We start from the raw sequence: 21,991 nt of genomic DNA, 5'->3' as shown, positions 1-21,991 counted from the left end.
CCGACATGGAAAATTTCAAGCATTTGAATAGTCAGTATATCAACGGAGAATGGCGGGAAGGTCAAAGCAGCGTGAAGATGGAGAATCGCAATCCGTATAACGGGGAACTCATCGCGACTTACCAAGCTGCGAATTTGGCTGATTTGAATGAAGCGTATGAAGCGTCTGCACGCGTTCAGAAGGAATGGGCGAATACCAACCCGGTGGCACAGCGTGCTGTCTTCGAAAAAGCGGTTGCGTATCTTGAAGCCAACCATGAAGCGTTTGTGGAGACTATCGTGGAAGAAATCGGCGGCACCAGACTAAAAGCTGAATTTGAAATCGGTCTTGTGACAAATATCATCAAGGAAGCATCTACATTCCCATTCCGCATGAACGGTCAGATTCTGCCGTCTCCGATCGATGGCAAGGAGAATCGTGTCTATCGCGTGCCAGTAGGTGTGGTAGGTGTCATCAGCCCGTTCAACTTCCCATTCTTCCTATCGATGAAATCCGTTGCGACTGCATTGGCAGCTGGTAATGGAGTCGTGCTGAAGCCGCATGAGCATACGCCGATCACTGGCGGTACAATGATTGCAAAGCTATTTGAAGAAGCTGGACTGCCGAAGGGTCTTTTGAATGTCATCGTGACGGAAATCAGTGAAATCGGGGATAACTTCGTTGAGCATCCGATTCCGCGTGCGGTTTCCTTCACGGGTTCCACTAAAGTCGGTAAGCATATCGGCATGGTGGCCGGTAAGAATCTGAAAGAGGCGCATTTGGAGCTTGGCGGCAACAGTGCCTTGGTCGTTTTGGAAGACGCGGATATGGAGCTTGCGGTAAGTGCGGCCGTTTTCAGCCGATTCACTCACCAAGGTCAGATTTGTATGTCTGCCAACCGACTGATTGTGCATGAAGATGTGTATGAGGAGTTTGTGGAGAAATACTTGGCGAAGGTTTCCACGCTTACCTGCGGCGATCCAAAAGATCCAAGCACAATCATCGGACCGCTTATCAATGAACAGCAGGTGAAAACGACCGTTGCGTTGATTGAAAAAGGTATCGAAGAAGGTGCCACGCCGCTCATCAAAGGGAAAGTGGAAGGAAATGTGGTCGAGCCGGTCGTGTTCGGGGATGTGACGCCGGATATGACACTGGCGAATGAAGAATTATTCGCACCAGTCGTCTCCATCATGAAAGTCAAAAATGATGAAGAAGTGCTGGCTTATGCCAATAACAGTGATTATGGCTTGAGCGGTGCAATCCACACGAAAGATGTGGAGCGCGGCGCAGAACTGGCGAAGCAAATGGATACAGGCATGATCCACATCAATGATGGGACCATCAATGACGAACCAACTGTCGCATTCGGCGGCGTGAAGAATTCCGGTCTTGGTCGTCTGAATGGTGACTGGAGCCTTGATGCGTTCACAACAACAAAATGGATCAGCATCCAGCATGATCGCAGACAATATCCTTACAGCTAAAGAGCAAAAGACCCACAGCATGGAAGGCTGTGGGTCTTCTGTCATTCATCAGCCAAGGCTTCCTGTTTGGTTCGATGGACAGTCCCATATGGATGCTCTGGCGGTGCATAGATAGTATATAACTTCAAAGGTGTATGACCGGTATTGATTATGTTATGCCATGTGCCGGCTGGAACGAAAATGGCAAAATCATCCTGGACGTATTGCTGATGATCTAAGTTTTCTTTCCTGACACCCATCTGTACTAGTCCGTGACCGGATTCGATACGGAGGAACTGATCAATATCCGGATGTCTTTCCAATCCGATATCTTCTCCAGGACGGATGCTCATCAATGTCAATTGAAGGTGTTTTCCTGTCCACAGTGCTGTACGGAAAAAGTGGTTTTGCTCTGTTGCTTGTTCGATATCGACGACATATGGGGAATTCCCGTAATCATGGGCTGGCTGCTGATTGTAGTCATGTTGCGGCCACTGTGGATTGCGCCAGGGCCCTGAAGCTGGATGATAAGGATAGCGTGGATCTTTATAATACATCTTTTCTTCTCCTTTGATGCTGATATACATTATCCTATGCCGATGCCTATTGTACGTTCTTGCCGGAAAAGCAAATTGCTTCACTCTGAATCATTTAGCCTTTATCACGTCAATCCGCGGCATCTCGGGCTGTTCCATATCATTTCCCAAGAAATAGCTTGTGTGTGGCGGCTGGTTATAAGCGACATTCTGCCAAGCAACGCCTAAGCGGTATACCGGATCGTGCATCAAGGTAGGGAGTTTTTCTTCGGTTATGTCTGTTGTTGTATAAAGGATAAGAGCGCTGCTGTCTTCTGTGCGCCAGATGGCTTCCTCCCGCCAGTCGCCGATCAAATCCGCTTGCAGTGTGGGGTTCCCTTTTGTTCCATTATTGGAGTAAGTTCCTTCGGCATTCAGCAGCGTATCCAGTTTTTCTGTTTCCGGGTTCCATTTTCCGATCAAGCCAATGCCAGTCTGGATGCTTTCATCGAAAGTATGATCCAGGATTTCGCGAGTCAAGTCGCCGTCCCACCAGATAGCAAAGTTGGCAGGAGGGATATTGGTGGATATTTTCTCCCCGGAGGCAGTATAAAGACCGCCTGTCGGACTGTTCCATGCGCCGTCGATTGCCCACATTTCGGCCCCGGGATAGCGAGGATCGATGTCAGCCGCAAGCCCGCGTCCTACATCTATATTTGTCGGGATGCCCCAGATCAGTTCTCCTGTACGGGCATCTCGAAATTCGATACCGGCTTCATTCGGATACGATTCATGAACTTGGAATACTTCCAGGCCTGGCCGGGCAGGATCCAAATCACTGAGATGCATGGCATCGCCATGACCAAGTCCGGTTGAGTATAGTCCGGTTCCATCATCATCGAGGGCCATGGCGCCATAGATGATTTCATCCTTGCCATCTTCATCCACATCTCCGATACTCAAATTATGATTCCCCTGCTGTGCATAAGCTTCGTTCCCCGGTGTCTCGCTATCGAACATCCATTGCTTATTCAATTTGCCATCTTTAAAGGTATAAGCGGCAATTACTGTTTTTTCATAATAGCCCCTTGCTTCGATGATGCTAGGTGTTTTGCCATCCAGGTATGCGACCCCGGCAAGGAAACGGTCGCCCCGGTTTCCGTAGCAGTCGCCCCAATCGCAAATATTGCCTCGGGCAGGCTCATAATCGATGGTTTCCTTGATTTCTCCGGTGCTGCCTTCGAATACGGTCAGGTATTCCGGTCCTTCGAGGATATAGCCTGATGCATTCCGATGATCGGCGTCCTTATCCCCAATGATGTTTCCTTTCGAATCTGTCGTGCCATCAGCTGTTTTGACTACGAGTTCGGATTTTCCGTTACCGTCGAAGTCATAGACCAGCATTTGCGTATAATGAGCGCCTGCCCGGATATTGTGGCCGAGGTCGATCCGCCATTTATGGGTTCCATCCAATTCATAAGCATCTATCAATACATTGCCTGTGTACCCGGATCGGGAGTTATCTTGTGCGTTTGATGGATCCCATTTCAGGATGATTTCCCATTCGCCGTCACCATCCAAGTCGCCGACACTGGCGTCATTGGCATTGTAAGTATAAGACTTGCCATCTGGAGTTTTGCCATCAGCTGGCTTTTGGAGGGGGATATGCAGCTGATTGTCTCGCCATACCTTGATATTATCCTGATCTGCGCCTTTTCCGATTGCTTCTACACGATAGACACTATTTGCAGAACCGTCTTTGTCGAGGAAATTCGTGCTGTGTTTCACAGGTTTCCGAGTTATTTTCTTACCGTCACGATAAATGTGGAAGGAGGTTTTTTTCGTATCATTCCCAAGGAATCTCCAGCTTAAGAAGATACCATCCTCTGTTTGGACGGCAACAGCGCCACGTTCCAAGTATTCCATTTGCCTTTTAGGCAGTTTCTTGGCATCGGCAGAGAAGGGGATTGCGAATGTCAGAAGCAGGACGAGCAGCAATAGCAGACATTTTTTCAAGATAACCATTCCTCTCCTTTTTATTAAAGCGCTTTCATTTTAATGCAAGGGAGAGGTTGATTCTTATTAGACAGGGCTGGGCATTCTCAAATATGGTTGTAAATATTTTGAAAGCCATGCCGGAATGGGCATGGCTTCATCAGTTACATGGCTATTTAGAGGTTCCCAATGTGTGAATCACATGGGCTGTACATAGGATACCGTTCAGGAAATAATCCACATCCAGATTCTCGTTGGGGGAATGATTATGCTGATCGAAGTTCGCATAGGGAACAATGACGGACGGCAAGCCCAAAATTCCTGTCCACACATAATCCGGCAGGGAACCGCCCATGCTCGGCTGGATGAGTGGATCTGTTTCGTAAGCGGCCTCTACAGCGCTGACGACCTTTTGAACGATTGGAAGTTCAGCTTTGGTACGGGATGGCTGCATACTGCCCAGATAAGTGACTTCTACATCCGGTGCATGGATCTGGACGTGCTTTTTGATTTTATTGAAAATATCTTGGGGATCTTGATCGACGACAAGACGAATATCCATTTTTAGTCTGGCTGTCGAAGGAATGATCGTTTTTGTTCCTTCTCCTGTATAGCCGCTTTCCATTCCAAAGATATTGAAAGTGGGTTCGCCCGTCATCTTCCGATAGTAGAATGGTCCGTCAAGGGACAGAGCTGGATAGCCGATCTTTTCGCCCAAGGTCTGTCGGTCATAAGGAAGCTTTGTGAGCAGCTGCTCCTCATAGGCTGTAAACGGGCGAATCGCATCATAGAACCCTTCTATTTTTACATGTCCGTCCGCATCGCGCATGGTGTGCATAAGTTCGATCAGTTTCCAGGCAGGATTAGGAACGATATTCCCTGTGTTGCCGGAATGGTTATCCCGATCAGCTCCTTTGGCATCAAATTGAATCGACAGCATACCGCGCACCCCAAGCAGTACGAGGGGGGAAGAGCTGTTATGGGAAGGGCCATCGGAAGTGTAGACGAGATCGGCCTTGAGCAAATCTTTGTGTTCCTCCACAAATGCGGCTAGATTCGTACTACCTTTTTCTTCTTCTCCTTCAAAGACGAATTTGATATTGATCGGCAGTTCGCCGACTGTATCCAGATAACTTTTCACGCCAAAGAGCTGGGCCACCAGCTGTCCCTTATTATCGCCGACACCTCGGGCATAGATTCTGCCGTTGCGGATTTCCGGTTCGAATGGCGGAGAGTCCCAGGCTTCATAAGGCTCTGGCGGCTGTACATCATAATGGCCGTAAATGAGCAAAGTGAATGCGCTGGAGTCTTTGATCATTTCCCCATAGACGACGGGATGCCCGGCGGTAGGGATGATTTTTGTCTCGATTCCCAGCTCCTGCATCATGCTCTTCAAAAGCTCCGCGCATTCCTCGATTCCGTCGTTCTGTGTGCTGATGCTGCGCTGTCTGAGCAGGATGAAAAGCTGATCAAGGAAATCCTGTTTATTTGTTTGGATATAGTCCTTTAGTGCAATCGTGTCCATCGAATTCTCCTTTATATCTTAATTAAGTGTGCCAATCAATACGGTGGCAATTAGAATCGAACAAGTAGTCACGGTTGTAAATCCGCCCATGAGCATCGGTGTGACAATCTCATTCATGATTGCTTCCCGTTCTTCTTCTGTCTCCCCGACTTCCCGGCTGATTTCCTCGCACAGGATATAATCCGCAGGGAAGCCGAAAAGTGCCGTCAATGCGACGGGCATGCCAAGGTATTTGCCGACGCCGAACAATTTGGAAGCTAATAATCCACCGATCGTCACACCTGCTGTACCAAGCACACAGATCAACAGGATTTCCGGGATATAGCTAGCCAGGGCAGCTGGTGTCACATCATCCATGGAAGAGATGACGATGAAGATCACCGCAATCATGGCAAATCCGGTTGCATTGGCTTTCTCCATCGTTTTCGCTGGATAGAAGCCGATATAGGCGCCGATGACCCCGATGATCAGACAGAAGATGGTGTAGTTGATGCCGGTCAGGGCATCAAGGATGACGGCGATACCGCTGCCCAAATAAAGCTGCAGGATGAAAATCAGGGATGTCTGGTATTTCTCCGGCAGGAGCGGTTTTCGTGCATTCTGAGCTTTGACTACGTTATTGGGCTGTGCTTCGGCAGCTTCTTCTTTTTCCAGCGCAGCACCGCTTTGCAGACGTGTCTGTACCTGCTGTTTCACGATGATGGCGTGCTTTTTCAGGAAATAGGAGGCAAGCGGGATACCGAATAGCTTGTGGATGCTCAGCACAAGCGCCGGAATGATGACAAGGCTGGATAATCCTAATTCGGTAAGCTTTTCGCTTGTGACAAGATAAGCCACGATACCGCCGACCACAGGACCGGCTCCCGCCACTGCCGTTTCGTAATCAAAAAATAATGGAACAATGGCTAGTACGAGTGCCACAGCAGTGAGAGAACCAATCAAGGCAATCAGGATGGGCTTGAGCTGCCCTTTGATCAAAGAGAAAGGAACAAGTGTACCAAGGTGGACGATGAATGGAGCGACAATAAGTGATCCAAATGCGGTGATGATGGAATCAGACATAAGACCATTCGGGATGATGCCCATCCACAGGAGTGCAACGTAAAGCAGCAAAGCAGCCAGCAGCATCGGGATGCGTGCTTTCGTCCAAATGGAGATGAGCTCTCCTAAACCTAATATAGCGATCAATAATAAGGTGATCATGACGGGGTTGTTACCGATCTCACTCCACATGTACATCCTCCTCCAGTTTCTATGTAAGAATATTAGTAAAAATTAAACCATATTCAGAAAATTGTCAACATACCATCAATTAAAAACAAAAAAATCCATTAGCGCTTGAGGTATTATAAAAGCTCATTCATTGGAGAAGCGAAGAGATGTACGGGGATTTTGCATGCAATAATGCCGCGGTGTATCACTAAGGACAGTCCAAAACAAAGAGCTAAGCGAGTCATTCGCTTAGCTCTTTTTCTTTGTACATGACTTGGACGAAATGCTTGAGTTCATTCTTCAAGCCGCCGATGGCATCCTGGAATCGGCTGTTATCCTTATACTCAAGTGCTATCGAAGCTGTGAGATCCAGATCTTTTATGGGGAGGATGGTGATGTTGGGCATTCTTTGCTCGCTTATGTGGTATAGGATGGAGCGCGGAAGTGCTGTGTATCCATAGCCGCTTTCGATAAAAGAAAGCATGTTCTGCACATCATCAACCATTTGATAATCCTTGGCCTGTAATAACCCTAAAAGTGAACTGATTTTTTCAAGATTATTCGTCAATGCCGCATGCTCGAAGACAATCAATTTCTTATCCAGCTTGCTGGCATTTGAAAGCTTGCCATCCAGTACCGGTACATCGTCCTTATGACAAAAGATGACAAATTCATCCTGAAGCAGCGGTTCACAGTGAAAAGGAGCCTTTGCCATATTCTCATAATGGACGGAAAACTGAATGCTGCCATATTCCAATAGTTTCTTCAAAACATTCGTCGGTCTCGTTATGAATTTGAACGGAATATGCGGAAAGTGTTCCCGCATGTAGGGGATGATGATATGGTTGAATACCGGTGCCAACCATATATTTATTCCAATCCTGAATTCATTTTTCCCGGCATTGATTTTGCTGAGCAGCTGATAACTTAATTTGTTATCCCCGGTGAGTGCAAATGACGCATCTTGCAGCTCCCCCAGCAGTTCAATGGCATAGGGAAGGAAAAAGTATCCTTCTTCCGTCAGCTCGATGCCATCCCAGCTTCGATTCAATAAGACAAAGTCGAGTTCCTCTTCCAATTTCCGTATTCGTGTACTCAATGTAGGCTGTGTAATGTGTAAGGCTTTTGATGCTTTGGATATACTTTTATTGGAGACTACTGCCAAAAACGACTCCAGACCGTCAATATTCATGTTCCTTCACTCCTGCCGTTCTATACTTGTCCATCTTATATTTTTTTACACAAAATGTATAGGAATCTTTGAGAAATTCCTTTATCTAGAAGAACAGAGCTTGTATTTCCAATCGAGAACAATTAAGATGAAAGGATGCACGAATGACGCCATGACGAATGGTACAGAAAGGATCCAATCATGAAAAATAAACGTCCGCGCTCCAGAGGGTTCCGACCTCAGAAGCCGAAAGTATATAAAGTGTCAGAAGCAGAAGAATTATTGCCTTTCTTATTGAAGGTGGTCGGCAAGAGCCGTAACTCAGTCAAATCCATCTTGGCTCGCGGCCAGGTATCAATCAATGGACGAGTTTCCACGCAATTCAACGACAAGCTGAAGCCAGGCCAGGAAGTGACAATCAGGACAGATATGGTAACGGAAGCAGCTCCGCTTCAAGGCATCACGATCATGTATGAAGATGATGCGATCATCGTTATCGAGAAAGCATCAGGCCTGCTGTCAATCGCTTCCGATAATGAAAAAACGAATACAGCCTACCGCCAATTATCTGATTATGTAAAGGCACAGCATAGTGATAATAAGATTTTTGTCGTCCATCGGCTGGACCGCGATACATCCGGTGTGATGGTGTTCGCCCGATCGGAGAAAATCAAACAAAGAATGCAGGAATCGTGGAAAACGACGAAGGAACGAGCTTATGTTGCACTCGTGGAAGGAGATGTCTCCAAATCGGAAGGAACCATTACTTCCTGGCTGAAGGAAACGAGTACGCATAAGATGTATTCCAGCAAATTTGAAAACGACGGTCAGAAGGCAGTGACCCATTATCAGGTGCTTCAGGGGAACAAGGACTTTACATTGATGGAGATAAGCCTGGAAACAGGACGCAAAAACCAGATTCGTGTCCATATGCAGGATATCGGGCATCCGATAGCGGGAGACAAGAAGTATGGCGCGCAGGATCGTACGATAAAACGACTTTGCCTCCATGCACGCAAGCTGAATTTTGAACATCCAGTCAATGGTATGCCGCTTAGATTCGTATCGGATATTCCGAAGCTATTCACATCTAAATCAAGATAATTCGAAAAGCAGAGCAAACATTGCTCTGCTTTTTTCCATTCCATTTTTAGGTGAGGGGAGAATCGCAAGGAATCATCGAGGAAATTAATGGGAAAAATCTAGGCGGCAGTACTCGATCCTTTGTCTCTTGTAGTTTGCTTATATAATTTATACAATTAAATAATTCACTTGAGTTAAATAAAAGAGAGAGTAATAAAGGGAGGATCATGATGAGCAAGAAGGACTTGATAGTCAATGAAAGCAACAAACAGCACTTAATAGAGTGGAGGAGACATTTGCATGCCAATCCGGAGCTTTCGTTCCAGGAGGAGCGTACATCTCAATTTGTCTACGATAAACTGGCGTCATTCGGCAATCTGGAACTGAGCAGACCGACGAAGACAAGTGTCATGGCGAAGCTGAAGGGGGCGAAACCTGGTAAAGTGATTGGTTTCCGTGCAGATATGGATGCACTGCCGATACAGGAGGAAACAGACTTGCCCTTCGCTTCAAAGGTTGATGGTGTGATGCACGCGTGCGGCCATGATGCCCATACCGCAATCCTGCTGACTGTAGCAGAAATCCTGAGTGCCAAGCAGGAAGAACTGAGCGGGGAAATACGCTTTTATTTCCAGCACGCAGAAGAATTGTTCCCAGGCGGTGCTAAGGAAATGGTGGAAGCTGGCGTCACTGATGGCGTGGATATGGTATTCGGACTGCATGTGGCATCCCAGCTCCCGCAAGGCAAGGTTGGTGTCATTTATGGACCGGCTACATCCAATTCCGATCAGTTTCAATTAACGATAAAGGGAAAAGGCGGGCACTCCTCACAGCCTGATAAGACAGTGGATCCAGTTGTCATCAGTGCTCAGATCATTACCAACTTGCAAACGATAGTTTCCCGGATGACCAGTCCGAAAGAAGAGCTGGTTGTTTCCGTTACGACACTGCATGCAGGTGAGGCGGTCAATGTCATACCGAATGAAGTGCGTATTGGAGCATCCGTGCGTTCGCTTACGCAAGATGTACGGAAAAATGCGATGGATGCATTGGAGCGCATGGTGAAAGGCATAACCGAAGCTAACGGGGCTGAATATGAACTGGATATTACATACGGTTATGATTCGGTCATCAACGACGAGGATGCTACTGCCATAGCAGAACGTGCCCTTAAGCGAAAACTTGGAGAGGACGCTGTGCTTCATGGCAGTGCAATCATGGGGGGAGAGGACTTTGCTGCCTTTGCCAATGCCGTCCCTGGCTGCTTTGTCTTTGTTGGTGCAAAGGAAAAAGATAATCCATCCCCGGCTCCCCATCATCATCCGCAATTCCGTATCGAGGAAGATGCGATGCAGGATGGTGTCCAATACTTTCTTGGTATCGCGGAGGAGCTTGTTTTTTAAAGAGGAGTCATTGCACTCCTCTTTTTTTTGCGGATTTCTAGAGAGGAATGCTGTCAGATGCTCTTGCAGTTCATGGATTTTTTGTCATCTGTTCCTGACATAAAAACAACTGGTTTCCATCTGCTTGTTTATTAGGATTGTTGAATGAATATTAGTTTATGGGGTTTTAAGGGAAAAGCAGGAGTGCTATCATAGTGAGCATATAATTTTCTGAAATATTTAATTATTCAATATACGAAGGGGAGATCATATGCTAACGAAACAGACCGAAATTGAATTGTCCAATGAACAGATGGAAGAAATAGTCAGCTGGAGGAGGTATCTGCACCAGCATCCTGAATTGTCGTTCCAGGAGCATAAGACAGCTGCCTTCCTTTATGAAACATTAAGCACTTTCCCTAATTTGGAAGTGACAAGACCAACAGAAACAAGCGTGATGGCTGTCCTCAAGGGGGCGCAACCAGGAAAGACAATCGGATTCCGGGCTGATATCGATGCCTTGCCGATCCAGGAAGAAACCGCTCTTCCTTTTGCATCCGAAAATGAAGGTGTCATGCATGCTTGTGGGCATGACGGACATACAGCTATTTTGCTTGGTGTCGCCAAAGCATTAAGTGCACAGCAGGAGAAAATCCATGGCGAGATCCGCTTTTTCTTCCAGCACGCAGAAGAGCTGCTTCCGGGAGGAGCCAGGGAAATGGTTGCAGCTGGCGTGACGGAAGGATTGGATTATGTATTCGGTTTGCATCTTTCTTCTCTTACACCATTGGGCCAGCTGACGATTACACCGGGAGCGGCTACTTCCAATTCGGACATGTTCCATGTCACGATCAAAGGAAAAGGCGGTCACTCCTCGCAGCCGGAGAATACGATCGATCCGGTCGTTACGAGTGCGCAGATCATCACCAGCCTGCAGACAGTCGTTTCGCGTATCACCAGCCCGAAGGATGAATTGGTTGTATCTGTCACGACCTTACAAGCAGGAGATGCAGTCAATGTCATCCCTGAAGAAGTGAAGATCGGGGCATCTGTCCGTTCCTTCAGCCAGGATGTACGGAAACGGGCAGTCGAAGCGATCGAGCAGATCATCAAAGGCGTTTCCGCAGCGAATGGCTGCCAGTACGAATTGAACTACACGTATGGCTATGATTCTGTCATCAATGATTCGAAAGCAACTGCTATTGCATTTGACGCCATCCGGAGAAAATTGGGCGACGAGGCAGCAGTTGAAGGGCAAGCCATCATGGGAGGCGAGGATTTCTCTGCCTTTTCCAATGATGTTCCAGGCTGCTTTGTTTTCGTTGGCGCTTGTTCCCCCGATAACCAGTCACCGGCACCGCATCATCATCCGAAATTCACCATCGACGAAGCGGCCTTGGCCGATGGAGCCAATATGTTCCTCGCCATTGCGGAAGACTTGGTGCTGGAATAGGAGGGAGTTCTCATGAGTGCTGTAATGGCGACGCTGATCATCTTGGCGATCATCGCCCTGGGAGAAGTTTTTTCGATTATTTCCCGGGCAAAGATTCCAACTTTGCTTGTGGTCGTGGTGGTATTCTTTACCCTGTTGCAAATCGGTGTACTGCCGAAAGATATACTGGCAGCTTCCACTTTTACTGTGATCGGGGCTGTTCTGCAGCCGGCCATCCTCGTGCATATGGGAACGCTGATTCCTTTGAAGGTCATGAAACAGCAGTATAAAGCCGTCATCATCACACTGATCGGAATCACAATCTCCTGTATCATGATGCTGGCTGCAGTATCGATCTTTTTTGATTATGAAACTGCAGTCGCTGGGGCAGGACCGCTCACGGGCGGTATCATTGCCTATCTTGTTACAGCAGAAGGGTTACAGGCACAGGGTCTGACAGCTTTGGTTGCGATTCCTGCCATCATCCTCTCTTTGCAGCAGTTGATCGGAATGCCATTAAGCTCTTGGATGCTACGCCGCCATGGGATGAAGCTTCTCAAAGACATGGACGAAAACAAGGTCTTTGTGGCTGCGACGGTAGAAGATGCAAACAGGGATGAGGAGGAACCAGCCAAACGAAAAAGCTTATTTCCAGAAAAACTGATGGATAGTCACTTCTTCGTTTTATTCCTGTTGTTCATCGGTTCTGCTTTGGCTGTCTGGCTGGGTGAGCTTACTGGGATAAGCTACAGTCTATTCGGCTTGGCAATCGGAATCCTTGGATCTGCCATCGGTTTTTTCCCGGAAAAAGCTTTGGAGCGTTCCAACGGTTTCAGTATCGCAATGATCGGATTGATCTTTGTCGTGATGGAATCACTCGTCGATGTGACCGTAGCGGATATCCTGGCAGTATTGCCAGCAGTTTCGGTGATTCTGATCATCGGTACCATTGGTTTGCTGCTAGGTGGGTTCCTTGGTTCGAAGCTGTTCAAGTGGGACTATAACAAAGGGATACCAGTCGTGCTGACAGCGATGTATGGATTCCCCGGGGACTATTTGATAACCCAGGAAGTTGGCAGAAGTGTCGGCAGGAATAAGGAAGAAGAGGCAATGATTATGAATCAGCTGCTTCCGCCGATGCTTATGGGCGGATTTGCTTCGGTATCCATTGGATCGGTGGTCATAGCCAGCATTCTTATACAAACACTTTAAGGGGGATGAAAATGGACAAGTTTATACGCAACGGTGTCGTCATCGATGGAACAGGAGAAATGATAAAGGATGCCGTCATTGCTATCAAAGATGATCGTATCGCCGCACTCGGGTCAGCTTCTGATTTTATCGGGATCGATGCCAAGGAAGTCATAGACGCCCAAGGCAGTTATATCTTGCCGGGTTTGATCGATACGCATGTGCATATGATGATGGAGATAAAGGATATGCGTGAAACGCTGGTCACCCCTTTTTCCATGAGGTTCTATGAAGCTTTGACGTATATGAAAAGAACACTTGAGGCCGGCATTACAACCGTAAGGGATGCCGGCTACGCAGACTTGGGGGTCAAACAGGCCATCGAAAAAGGTCTTATCAGCGGACCGCGTATGCAAATCAGCGTCAATCCGCTCACGATTACGGGAGGACATGGAGATAATTGGATGGTGTCCGATATGGATCTGACCAATAAAGCTTATCCTGGCTTTCCATCAGGTATTTGTGATGGACCGGAGCAGGTTCGGCAAAAGGTTCGGGAAATGCTGCGGACAGGTGCCGATATCATTAAAGTGCATGCGACAGGCGGTGTCATGAGTCCGACCGACCATCCGGAATTCACGCAATTCTCCATGGAGGAGCTGCGTATCATCGTAGAAGAAGCTGCCTACCGAAAAGGACGGAAAGTGATGGCACATGCACAGGGAGCTGAAGGAGTGAAACAAGCAGTACGGGCTGGTATCCACTCCATCGAGCATGGCATTTTCCTCGATGATGAAGCAATCGAGCTGATGCTCGAGCATGGGACATACCTCGTCCCGACATTGCTTGCTCCTGTCAGTGTCGTCGAAGCAAGTGAAGCAAATGAAAGCATGCCTGCTTATGCGGTCGATAAAGCAAAAGAAGTCATGGAAATCCATCAGCGGAGTGTGGCGAAAGCATATGAAGCAGGTGTCAAAATTGCAATGGGTACTGATGCAGGAGTGATGGCTCATGGTACGAATCTTCGTGAACTGGAGCTGATGTGCGATATCGGCATGAGTCCGATGGAGTCCATTTTGGCATCCACCAAGGTCGCTGCGGAATGCTTGGGCTGGGAAGAGAGGATCGGTACGATAGCCGAAGGGAAATTGGCAGACTTGATTATCGTGAAGGATAATCCGTTGGAAAACATTGCTTCGCTTGCGAATACGGATAATATTCATACAGTCATCCAAGGCGGGGAGTTGAAGAAGCAGCTTTCCGTCGAGACTCGAATTCCAAGCTGACAACATGACAGCGGGCAAATGCCTGCTGTTTTTTTGTACAAACATTTGACAGGACGACCTGTGGTCGAATAGGCTTATCATGTAATTATCTTTATCTGCTTACAGCATTTTGTAAGCGCTTAACCAAAGGAGGCGACGGGATGAAATCCAGTATCTCATCGGTATGGAATGGTTTATGGCATGCGCATGACAAGACAAAACGATTACTGTCATTTGCCGTACCAACTTCAAAAAATACGGAGCGAAATCAAATCTCTGAACAATCTGGCCCTGCGAACAAAGCACCTCGAACGTATAAGCGTCCTCAGTTGATAGGATTGTTTTTAGGTCCTCTCTTGTTTCTCACTGTCATTTTGTTTTATTACCCCGAAGGTTTAAGCTATGAAGGGCGCATGGTATTGGCTACTACATTGTGGGTCGCGACATGGTGGATCACGGAAGCAATTCCGATACCAGCGACTTCCTTGCTGCCGCTCATCCTTTTGCCCGTTACCCAAGGACTGGATGGGGATACCGCTGCCTCAAGCTATGGGGATCCAATCGTGTTCCTCTTCCTTGGAGGCTTCCTGATTGCAATGGCAATGGAGAAATGGAATCTGCATAAACGTATCGCACTGAATATCATCAGTGTTGTCGGTACGAGTACATCTCGTATTGTGCTTGGTTTTATGATTGCGACCGGCTTCCTTTCGATGTGGGTCTCCAACACGGCAGCTGTCATGATGATGCTTCCTATTGGCAGCGCAATCATTTATCAAGCCGCTCAAGCAGCCAAAGCAAGCAAACAGGAAATCGGAGAGGATAATCGGAAATTCGAAAAATCACTTGTCTTCGCAATCGGTTATGCGGGGACGATCGGCGGTTTGGGGACACTGATCGGAACACCTCCGAACATCATCCTGGCGGCAATGGCAAGCAGTTTGTTCGGAGTGGAAATCTCCTTTGGCGGCTGGATGCTGATTGCGGTACCGATTGTAGTCGTTCTTTTGTTTTCGTCATGGATTTACCTCACCAAGGTTGTCTTCCGCGTGAAAATGAAGGAGCTGCCAGGAGGAAAGGATCTGATCCTCAAACAAAAAAGGGATCTTGGTAAGATGTCCTTCGAGGAAAAAGCAGTGCTTGCTGTATTCACTTTTGCCGCTTTTATGTGGGTAAGCCGCACATTCCTTTGGGAAGCGGATGCCGTGCTGGAGATCATCGCCATACCTGGTATCAGCGATACATTCATTGCGGTGTTGGCAGGGGTGTTATTATTCTTGATTCCTAGTATAAATAAAAAAGGACAAAGAATCCTCGATTGGGACGTTTCGAAAGAGTTGCCATGGGGGGTGCTGCTGTTATTCGGCGGAGGTCTTGCGATTGCGGCAGGCTTCACTAGTTCCGGACTTTCTCAATGGATCGGCGATCAGCTCACAGTCTTGGAAGGCTTGAATATTTTCCTGATCATCATCATTTCGACGACATTGGTATTGTTCTTGACAGAAATTACATCCAATACAGCAACCGCTACGATGATTCTGCCGGTGATGGCATCATTGGCTTTGGCTTTGGATGTTCATCCTTATGCGATCATGGTGCCTGCAGCGATGGCAGCCAACTGTGCTTTCATGCTGCCAGTGGGAACTCCGCCGAACGCTATCATATTCGCATCTGGAAAAATAACGATTGCCGAAATGGTGAAGACAGGTTTTACTCTGAACATCTTCACCCTCATCCTTCTCATATTGGGTGTCTTTGCATTGGTTGGACCATTATGGGGACTCGACCTGAATGTGTATCCTGAGTCTTGGAAATGAATGGGTTCAGAGTTTGCCAAGGGCAGGCTTTTGGCTCTCGAAAGGAGATAATATGACGCATTATTTGGTTATCGGGGGAACGGGCATGCTGCAGGCAGCTGTCCTCGACTGGAACGAGGAGGGCCATGAGGTGACTGTGGTTGCCCGAACGAGTGAGAGCCTCCTGCGATTATCCAGGCAAGCTGCCCATCCAGAGCATCTGCATACGATACAAGCGGATTATCTTCAGCCGGCAAGTTTCCAAAACGAGCTGAAAAAAATACCGAGTCCTGATATCATTATCGGCTGGATTCATAATAGCGGCAATGAAGCGACACAAGCCATGTGCGATCTTTATGGAGAACATCAGAAGCATATATCATTTTTCCATATAAAAGGAAGCGGAGCGCATGATTCCAAGCATAACTATATTCCTGCAGTTGCCGAAAATATCGATTATCATGAAGTCATCCTTGGTTTTCGGATAAGAGGAGAAAATTCCAGATGGCTAACCAATCAGGAAATAGCAGCTGGTGTCAGGGAAGCAGTCAAACAGCGGCAGCCCCGCTATATCGTCGGAACTGTCCAGCCATGGAGTGCCAGGCCGTGATTTTGATGCTGCACTTCCCAAATTGATTTTTTTCTTCCAAACGGTTCATAAGTGATGGATTCAACCGATAATAAAAATGCAGAACTAGGAAAATAGATCTAGTTTTGCGGAAGGATTATGCGGAGGGTCGTCGATGAAGGAAGCGAAAGATCAAGGTTGGGCGTTGGTGGCCAAGCTGATGAAGGAAGAAGAGAACCTTGCTGCAGACAGTGGGGAGAAGGGATATACCGGACTGAACGGTAGGTTCAGGGCATTGCTCACCATCGCCGTTTTCGTTACGAATGGAGATGAGCGTGCACTTCGGCAGCAATTCGAAGTGGCTCTCCTATCCGGCATCTCGGTCCAAGAGATAATGGAGACAATCCAACATTGTGCATTATTGAATGGGTTCCCTCCTTCGCTGAAAGCTATGTCGCTGTTAAAAGAAGTAGTGGACGACCAATAAGAAAATGCGTGCAGATTTTCTGCACGCATTTTCTTATTTGAATATATTGAACCAGCCTTTTCGTTTAAAGCGCCATAGCATCCCCAATGCAATGGCAGCCATCAATAGAATCACTGCGAGATACCCATATTTCCAGTCAAGCTCTGGCATATGCGTGAAATTCATCCCATATACGCCGGCGATGAAAGTGAGCGGAATGAAAATGGTCGAGACGATAGTCAAGGTCATCATGATGGCATTCATTCGATTGGAGTTGATGGACTCGTAACTATCCCGCATATCCGATGTCAGCTCCCGATTGGAGTCGACAATTTCCGTAAGCTTCAGCAGATGATCATAAATATCATTGAAATAAGCTTTTTGCTCCTGTACGAAATCGAATTTCTGCAAGCTGAGCAACCGATAAATCAAATCCCGCATAGGTGCAATCGTCCGGCGTGCCCTGAGCAAATCGCTGCGAATATCAAAGACTTCATTAATGAGAGTCTGCGGTGATTTATGACTTTCCTCATCTTCGATTTCGTTCAATCGATCCTCCATCTTATAAAGAGGTGGGAAGTAATCATCCACAAGCTTATCAATCAATCGATAGACAATATTGGAAGGGGAATGAGCAGATGGATCTTCTTTGGAAACCTGTTCCCAGACATGATCTGCCGCCATCGATTCTTCCAGATGGAAAGTGACGACATAGCGATCGGACAAGAAAATATCCAACTCATCCGAGACAAAGGTTTCATGATTCAGTTCATGGAGGACGAGGAAGTGATACCCATCATATTCATCAAGCTTCGGCCGCTGAAGGAAATGAAAGCAGTCCTCGATTGCCAATGGATGAAATTGAAATACCTCGCCAAGTTTATCCGATTCAGACTTTGTCGGTACGCTGAAATCAACCCAGTACCATTCTATATCCGGATCATTCAATTCACGATACGGCAGATCTTTTCGTATTTTCTTGTCACGTGTCATCGCTATGCTGCGTATCATGGTACAACCTCCTGCAATATATAGCCACATTATAACGTATTCGCAGACAGAGAGAAAATGGCAGCTGCAGGAATTTGGATTAAAGAAAAGGGCCACGGGGTATAAAATGAATAGACAGCCAATATTTGTAACTGCTGTGAAAGTGCTGAAGAAGTATTTGTCTGAATATTTTAAAACTTTATATGCAAAAGTATTGCGCTTTTGGATTGAATCTTTTATAGTATTCAACAACCTACAACAATCACCATTGCTTAGCCAGCCGGTTAAGCTGAAGGAGGACAACGATATGTCTGATAATCAAAGCTTTGTAACTGTTGGTGACTGGGTAACAGGACAATCGATAAATGATGAATTATTCACCGGCTTCGTGGAAGCGGTGAATGCAAAACTGAATACGGTGAAAGTATACGTTACAGAAAGTGATCATAAAAATACGATCGGCAAAACGATCGAAACTTTCCAGAGCAAAATCAAGTATTTCCCGCCAAGTGCAGAGCCGAGCAGGGCACATATTTTGAACCTGATCGATTTATCCCTTATTTCCGGTGACAAGGACTGGTTCTTGCAGCTGACAGAAGAATTGAAGGAACTAGACGAATCGGAATCAGCGTCCAATACAGCCTATATCCCAAATTGACAAGACCGAGCGAAACGCTCGGTCTTTTATTTTTAAATGACGAGATTGTCATGATTGGAAAGGGATGGTGGGAGGGTTTGGAGAAATGTCATTATGTAAAAAGTGACGCTTCATCTGTCATCAGGCTGTGCAATTTATTTTAGGGTCGGACGAATGCCTTCATGTTTCGGTTCTTTCAGTGCGGTGTATATGAGTATGCAAAAACCTTTTCTTAAGTTGCGCAGCAGCATATTTTAAAATGCATGGTAAAAAGGAATCTGCATAAAAAAGTGTAATGATGAAGCAACTGCCGGAGCGGTTTTGCGGATTGTGCGAGGGGATGCTGTGGGGAATGCCATTGGGATAGAAAGAGCGCATCTTAAAAGGCAGATGTGCTCTTTCAGTACCGCCTGGAACTGAATTTGAATGTGTAGCGATCACTGCGATAATATAATCGAGTATATTCAAATGGAACATCATTCTCCAGATAAGCCCATAGCTGCATGGATAGTATAGGCACTGTTTCTTCGATTTTGAGAAGCTTCATAAGATCCGGTGAAGGCATTGCCGGAATGATCTCTCCCACTCTTTCTTTTATAAGGAATCCTTTGCTTTCTAAGTAGGCATATTTAGAGTTCATCATGATTTCTTCTGTCAAGTCGGGAAACATGGCAATCGGCATGAAGGTCTCTTCTAGGATAATTGGATCATCATCAGCATACCGCAGTCGTTTTACATAGAAAACTTGAGCTTCAGATGATAATTGTAAACGCTGCCTGATTTCCTCATCCGGATGCATGATGGTAAAAGTCAATAACTTATTCGAAGGAACTTTTCCAAGTTTGAGGATTTCTTCTGTAAAGCTCTGTAATCGATAAATATCATGTTCGATTTTCTGCTGTTTCACATAGGTACCGCTTCCGTGCACTTTATAAAGCAGGTCTTCTTTCACCAATAGCTGTAATGCTTGTCGTACTGTTACCCTGCTTGCCTTGAATGAAGCAGCCAGTTCCATTTCTGTAGGAATGGCTTCATCTTTTTTTATATGACCTCTTGCAATATCTTTTTTGATTTCGTTCGCTATCTGACGATAAAGGGGCATACTTTTCATTTCCAGACATCACCTATCCTTTGCATCTCTCTGAGTTGTATTGTAATGAATCATAAAAAAACATACAACTACCATACATTATATTGATTGGTTTTCATATTTGTATTATAGTTGTATTAATTTGGTAGGGGGTGAGCTGGGTGCGTGAAAAACTGAAAATTGCAATCATAGGTGGAGGAAGTACTTATACACTGGGTATGATTAAGAGTCTAATTGCCGAAAAAGAATCTTTTCCATTAAAAGAACTGGTACTGTATGATCTGGATAAACAGAGACAATCAGTCATAGCTGATGCTGCTGCTATCTTGCTGAAAGAGCAATATGCCGATGATCTCACATTCAAAAGCACAACCAATTTAGAACTAGCTTGTACAGATGCTGACTTTGTATTTGTACAAATACGCACAGGCGGTTTGGAAATGAGGGAGTTGGATGAAAAAATTCCATTATCTCATGGTGTTGTAGGTCAAGAAACCTGTGGACCCGGAGGTATGGCTTATGGAATTCGATCTATAAAGGATATGACAGAACTGGTTAAAAGCATCAGATCCATCTCAAAGGATGCATGGATATTGAATTATACAAATCCTGCTGCCATTGTTGCTTATGCGTTGAAACAGCAATTCCCTGAAGATAACCGAATATTGAATATCTGTGATATGCCGATTGCGATCATGATTAGTTATGCGAAATTACTGGGAGTGGAAATCTGGGACTTGGCCGCAGACTATTTTGGATTGAATCACTTCGGGTGGTTTACCAAAATAGAACATACAGACGGGACTGATTATACAGAGCTTCTGAAAGAACGGATCATTAAGGAAGGCTTCAGGCCAGAAGATGAAGAGATTGCCAATGATGCTTCCTGGCAGGAGACTTTTGCTCAAGCACGTCAGACTTTATTGGATTTCCCCGATTATTTACCGAATACTTACTTACAATATTATCTTTATCCGGATAAGATTGTGGAAAAGTCGAATCCGGATTATACACGTGCTAGACAGGTCATGGAAGGGAGACAAAAGCGTGTACATGATATGTGCAAACGGATAGCAGCAGCAGGGTCAGCTGCTGCGGAGAATTTAAAAGCCGACATTCATGGCATTTTCATAATAAGGGCTGCTGCTTCCCTTGCATACAACTTAAAAGAACGATATATCGTGATGGTGGAGAATGATGGAATCATTCCAAATTTGCCCTCGGATGCAATCGTGGAAGTACCTGCATCACTCACGGCAAATGGTATACAAGCATTTGCCGTAGGAGAGATACCTGTATTTCATAAAGGTTTGATAGAGGGGCAATATGCATATGAGCGGCTGGTTTGTGAAGCTTACTTTGAACAAGATTATCATAAGTTATTACAAGCGATGACATTGAATCGTACGGTTATAGACGCAGATAAAGCAAAGCGTATCCTGCATGATCTTCAAGAAGCAAACCATGAATATTGGCCAACTTTTCAATAGGGGGAAATCAAATGAAGAAGCTTATTATCAATGCAGATGATTTCGGTTATTCAAGGGCAATCAATTTTGGTATCATCGATTGTTTCCAGCATGGTGTTCTAAGTTCAGCTACGCTGATGACGAATATGCCTGGAGCAGCCCATGCTGCCGAACTAGCAAAGCAAAATCAGGATTTAGGAGTGGGAGTGCATCTAGTCTTGACATGCGGGAACCCCATTTTAAAAAATCATAGGACGATTGTGGATGTCGATGGGAAATTCAGAAAGCTGTCCTTTTATGAAAGCGCTTTTAATATAGAGTTGGATGAGGTCTATGATGAATGGAAGGCGCAAATCGAGCGCTTTCTAGCGTTCGGTATCAAACCGACGCATCTTGATAGTCATCACCATATCAACACGTATGAGGGAATACGGGAAGTTTTTGTACGTCTTGCAGAAGAATATAGGTTGCCAGTAAGGAAAAATATGGAATATTCAATTCGTCTTCGGCATCCTGACCGTTTCGAATACTATGTAGAGCAAATTCTGCAGGATGAAGTAAGTATTGCTAAAGCATTCAGCAATGCGGATACAGTGGAAGTGATGTGTCATCCGGGATATATAGATAAGAGTGTCACAGAAGGGTCTTCCTATGTGTATCCGAGATTGGATGAATTGGAGTTATTAACCTCGGATAAAGTAAAACAAGTTTTAAGCAACTGTAAGGATGTGAAGCTCGCTACTTTCAAAAGTATATAAT

Annotated in this window: 19 protein-coding genes; 12 read left to right on the top strand and 7 right to left on the bottom strand. The window is 46.0% G+C overall.

All coding sequences use genetic code 11. The features are described 5' to 3' along the window. Positions 1 to 5: 5 nt before the first annotated feature. Positions 6 to 1,466 (top strand): aldehyde dehydrogenase family protein, encoded by a 1,461-nt coding sequence (locus tag MHI54_RS04425; protein WP_095214940.1) that lies wholly within the window; start codon positions 6 to 8, stop codon positions 1,464 to 1,466. Positions 1,467 to 1,507: 41 nt separating this feature from the next. Here MHI54_RS04425 and MHI54_RS04420 read toward each other — a convergent pair whose 3' ends face one another. The 5 genes from MHI54_RS04420 to MHI54_RS04400 all read right to left on the bottom strand — a co-directional run bounded on the left by MHI54_RS04420 (position 1,508) and on the right by MHI54_RS04400 (position 7,884). Next, positions 1,508 to 2,002: a cupin domain-containing protein gene (locus tag MHI54_RS04420; RefSeq protein WP_095214939.1), complete on the bottom strand. Its 495-nt coding sequence runs from the start codon at positions 2,000 to 2,002 to the stop codon at positions 1,508 to 1,510. A gap of 90 nt (positions 2,003 to 2,092) precedes the next feature. Continuing rightward, positions 2,093 to 3,886 carry a rhamnogalacturonan lyase gene (locus MHI54_RS04415; RefSeq protein WP_340082921.1) on the bottom strand — a complete coding sequence of 598 codons (1,794 nt, stop codon included), beginning with the start codon at positions 3,884 to 3,886 and terminating at the stop codon, positions 2,093 to 2,095. 241 nt (positions 3,887 to 4,127) lie between these two features. Then, entirely contained in the window at positions 4,128 to 5,480 is a 1,353-nt protein-coding gene (locus tag MHI54_RS04410; RefSeq protein WP_340082380.1) for a M20/M25/M40 family metallo-hydrolase, read from the bottom strand. Positions 5,481 to 5,498: 18 nt separating this feature from the next. Continuing rightward, positions 5,499 to 6,713, bottom strand: coding sequence for a hypothetical protein (locus tag MHI54_RS04405; protein WP_340082379.1), 1,215 nt, complete (start codon positions 6,711 to 6,713; stop codon positions 5,499 to 5,501). 220 nt (positions 6,714 to 6,933) lie between these two features. Continuing rightward, positions 6,934 to 7,884, bottom strand: a complete 951-nt coding sequence (locus MHI54_RS04400; protein ID WP_095214936.1) for a LysR family transcriptional regulator — start codon at positions 7,882 to 7,884, stop codon at positions 6,934 to 6,936. Between the two features lie 180 nt (positions 7,885 to 8,064). Between MHI54_RS04400 and MHI54_RS04395 the strand changes: the two genes are divergently transcribed. The 8 genes from MHI54_RS04395 to MHI54_RS04360 all read left to right on the top strand — a co-directional run bounded on the left by MHI54_RS04395 (position 8,065) and on the right by MHI54_RS04360 (position 17,067). Next, positions 8,065 to 8,967, top strand: coding sequence for an RluA family pseudouridine synthase (locus MHI54_RS04395; protein ID WP_095214935.1), 903 nt, complete (start codon positions 8,065 to 8,067; stop codon positions 8,965 to 8,967). Between the two features lie 209 nt (positions 8,968 to 9,176). Continuing rightward, on the top strand, positions 9,177 to 10,349 hold the full coding sequence (locus tag MHI54_RS04390) for an amidohydrolase (RefSeq protein WP_095214934.1): 1,173 nt from the start codon (positions 9,177 to 9,179) through the stop codon (positions 10,347 to 10,349). A gap of 250 nt (positions 10,350 to 10,599) precedes the next feature. After that, positions 10,600 to 11,781: an amidohydrolase gene (locus MHI54_RS04385; protein ID WP_095214933.1), complete on the top strand. Its 1,182-nt coding sequence runs from the start codon at positions 10,600 to 10,602 to the stop codon at positions 11,779 to 11,781. Between the two features lie 12 nt (positions 11,782 to 11,793). Next, complete coding sequence (locus MHI54_RS04380; protein WP_340082376.1) at positions 11,794 to 12,972, top strand: hypothetical protein; 1,179 nt, start codon at positions 11,794 to 11,796, stop codon at positions 12,970 to 12,972. A gap of 11 nt (positions 12,973 to 12,983) precedes the next feature. Beyond that, positions 12,984 to 14,237: an amidohydrolase family protein gene (locus MHI54_RS04375; protein WP_340082374.1), complete on the top strand. Its 1,254-nt coding sequence runs from the start codon at positions 12,984 to 12,986 to the stop codon at positions 14,235 to 14,237. 140 nt (positions 14,238 to 14,377) lie between these two features. After that, entirely contained in the window at positions 14,378 to 16,033 is a 1,656-nt protein-coding gene (locus MHI54_RS04370; RefSeq protein ID WP_340082372.1) for a DASS family sodium-coupled anion symporter, read from the top strand. A 52-nt stretch (positions 16,034 to 16,085) separates the two neighbouring features. Beyond that, on the top strand, positions 16,086 to 16,622 hold the full coding sequence (locus MHI54_RS04365; RefSeq protein ID WP_095214929.1) for a hypothetical protein: 537 nt from the start codon (positions 16,086 to 16,088) through the stop codon (positions 16,620 to 16,622). 133 nt (positions 16,623 to 16,755) lie between these two features. Further along, positions 16,756 to 17,067: a carboxymuconolactone decarboxylase family protein gene (locus MHI54_RS04360; protein WP_340082371.1), complete on the top strand. Its 312-nt coding sequence runs from the start codon at positions 16,756 to 16,758 to the stop codon at positions 17,065 to 17,067. Between the two features lie 33 nt (positions 17,068 to 17,100). On the opposite strand, the gene corA is transcribed toward MHI54_RS04360, so the two are convergent. Then, positions 17,101 to 18,057 (bottom strand): magnesium/cobalt transporter CorA, encoded by a 957-nt coding sequence (gene corA / locus MHI54_RS04355; RefSeq protein ID WP_095214927.1) that lies wholly within the window; start codon positions 18,055 to 18,057, stop codon positions 17,101 to 17,103. 286 nt (positions 18,058 to 18,343) lie between these two features. Here corA and MHI54_RS04350 point away from each other — a divergent pair, with 286 nt between their 5' ends. After that, positions 18,344 to 18,694: an IDEAL domain-containing protein gene (locus MHI54_RS04350; RefSeq protein ID WP_340082369.1), complete on the top strand. Its 351-nt coding sequence runs from the start codon at positions 18,344 to 18,346 to the stop codon at positions 18,692 to 18,694. A 379-nt stretch (positions 18,695 to 19,073) separates the two neighbouring features. Here MHI54_RS04350 and MHI54_RS04345 read toward each other — a convergent pair whose 3' ends face one another. After that, positions 19,074 to 19,784 carry a GntR family transcriptional regulator gene (locus MHI54_RS04345; protein ID WP_340082368.1) on the bottom strand — a complete coding sequence of 237 codons (711 nt, stop codon included), beginning with the start codon at positions 19,782 to 19,784 and terminating at the stop codon, positions 19,074 to 19,076. A 140-nt stretch (positions 19,785 to 19,924) separates the two neighbouring features. On the opposite strand from MHI54_RS04345, the gene MHI54_RS04340 reads away from it, so the two are divergent. Both MHI54_RS04340 and chbG read left to right on the top strand, forming a co-directional pair. Continuing rightward, positions 19,925 to 21,253: a 6-phospho-alpha-glucosidase gene (locus MHI54_RS04340; protein ID WP_340082366.1), complete on the top strand. Its 1,329-nt coding sequence runs from the start codon at positions 19,925 to 19,927 to the stop codon at positions 21,251 to 21,253. A gap of 11 nt (positions 21,254 to 21,264) precedes the next feature. Then, positions 21,265 to 21,990, top strand: coding sequence for a chitin disaccharide deacetylase (gene chbG / locus MHI54_RS04335; RefSeq protein ID WP_340082364.1), 726 nt, complete (start codon positions 21,265 to 21,267; stop codon positions 21,988 to 21,990). Position 21,991 lies beyond the last annotated feature (1 nt).

The sequence above is a fragment of the Terribacillus sp. FSL K6-0262 genome, from assembly GCF_037977385.1.
Lineage (GTDB): Bacteria > Bacillota > Bacilli > Bacillales > Amphibacillaceae > Terribacillus.
Note: the sequence above shows the minus strand (reverse complement) of the source record. Positions and strands in the feature narration are given on the sequence as shown.

What these genes read in the sequence shown, in the direction of transcription:
- MHI54_RS04425 (WP_095214940.1), top strand. Translation starts at nt 6, where the DNA reads ATGGAAAATTTCAAGCATTTGAATAGTCAGTATATCAACGGAGAATGG.
- MHI54_RS04420 (WP_095214939.1), bottom strand. Translation starts at nt 2,002, where the DNA reads ATGTATTATAAAGATCCACGCTATCCTTATCATCCAGCTTCAGGGCCC.
- MHI54_RS04415 (WP_340082921.1), bottom strand. Translation starts at nt 3,886, where the DNA reads ATGGAATACTTGGAACGTGGCGCTGTTGCCGTCCAAACAGAGGATGGT.
- MHI54_RS04410 (WP_340082380.1), bottom strand. Translation starts at nt 5,480, where the DNA reads ATGGACACGATTGCACTAAAGGACTATATCCAAACAAATAAACAGGAT.
- MHI54_RS04405 (WP_340082379.1), bottom strand. Translation starts at nt 6,713, where the DNA reads ATGTGGAGTGAGATCGGTAACAACCCCGTCATGATCACCTTATTATTG.
- MHI54_RS04400 (WP_095214936.1), bottom strand. Translation starts at nt 7,884, where the DNA reads ATGAATATTGACGGTCTGGAGTCGTTTTTGGCAGTAGTCTCCAATAAA.
- MHI54_RS04395 (WP_095214935.1), top strand. Translation starts at nt 8,065, where the DNA reads ATGAAAAATAAACGTCCGCGCTCCAGAGGGTTCCGACCTCAGAAGCCG.
- MHI54_RS04390 (WP_095214934.1), top strand. Translation starts at nt 9,177, where the DNA reads ATGAGCAAGAAGGACTTGATAGTCAATGAAAGCAACAAACAGCACTTA.
- MHI54_RS04385 (WP_095214933.1), top strand. Translation starts at nt 10,600, where the DNA reads ATGCTAACGAAACAGACCGAAATTGAATTGTCCAATGAACAGATGGAA.
- MHI54_RS04380 (WP_340082376.1), top strand. Translation starts at nt 11,794, where the DNA reads ATGAGTGCTGTAATGGCGACGCTGATCATCTTGGCGATCATCGCCCTG.
- MHI54_RS04375 (WP_340082374.1), top strand. Translation starts at nt 12,984, where the DNA reads ATGGACAAGTTTATACGCAACGGTGTCGTCATCGATGGAACAGGAGAA.
- MHI54_RS04370 (WP_340082372.1), top strand. Translation starts at nt 14,378, where the DNA reads ATGAAATCCAGTATCTCATCGGTATGGAATGGTTTATGGCATGCGCAT.
- MHI54_RS04365 (WP_095214929.1), top strand. Translation starts at nt 16,086, where the DNA reads ATGACGCATTATTTGGTTATCGGGGGAACGGGCATGCTGCAGGCAGCT.
- MHI54_RS04360 (WP_340082371.1), top strand. Translation starts at nt 16,756, where the DNA reads ATGAAGGAAGCGAAAGATCAAGGTTGGGCGTTGGTGGCCAAGCTGATG.
- corA (WP_095214927.1), bottom strand. Translation starts at nt 18,057, where the DNA reads ATGATACGCAGCATAGCGATGACACGTGACAAGAAAATACGAAAAGAT.
- MHI54_RS04350 (WP_340082369.1), top strand. Translation starts at nt 18,344, where the DNA reads ATGTCTGATAATCAAAGCTTTGTAACTGTTGGTGACTGGGTAACAGGA.
- MHI54_RS04345 (WP_340082368.1), bottom strand. Translation starts at nt 19,784, where the DNA reads ATGAAAAGTATGCCCCTTTATCGTCAGATAGCGAACGAAATCAAAAAA.
- chbG (WP_340082364.1), top strand. Translation starts at nt 21,265, where the DNA reads ATGAAGAAGCTTATTATCAATGCAGATGATTTCGGTTATTCAAGGGCA.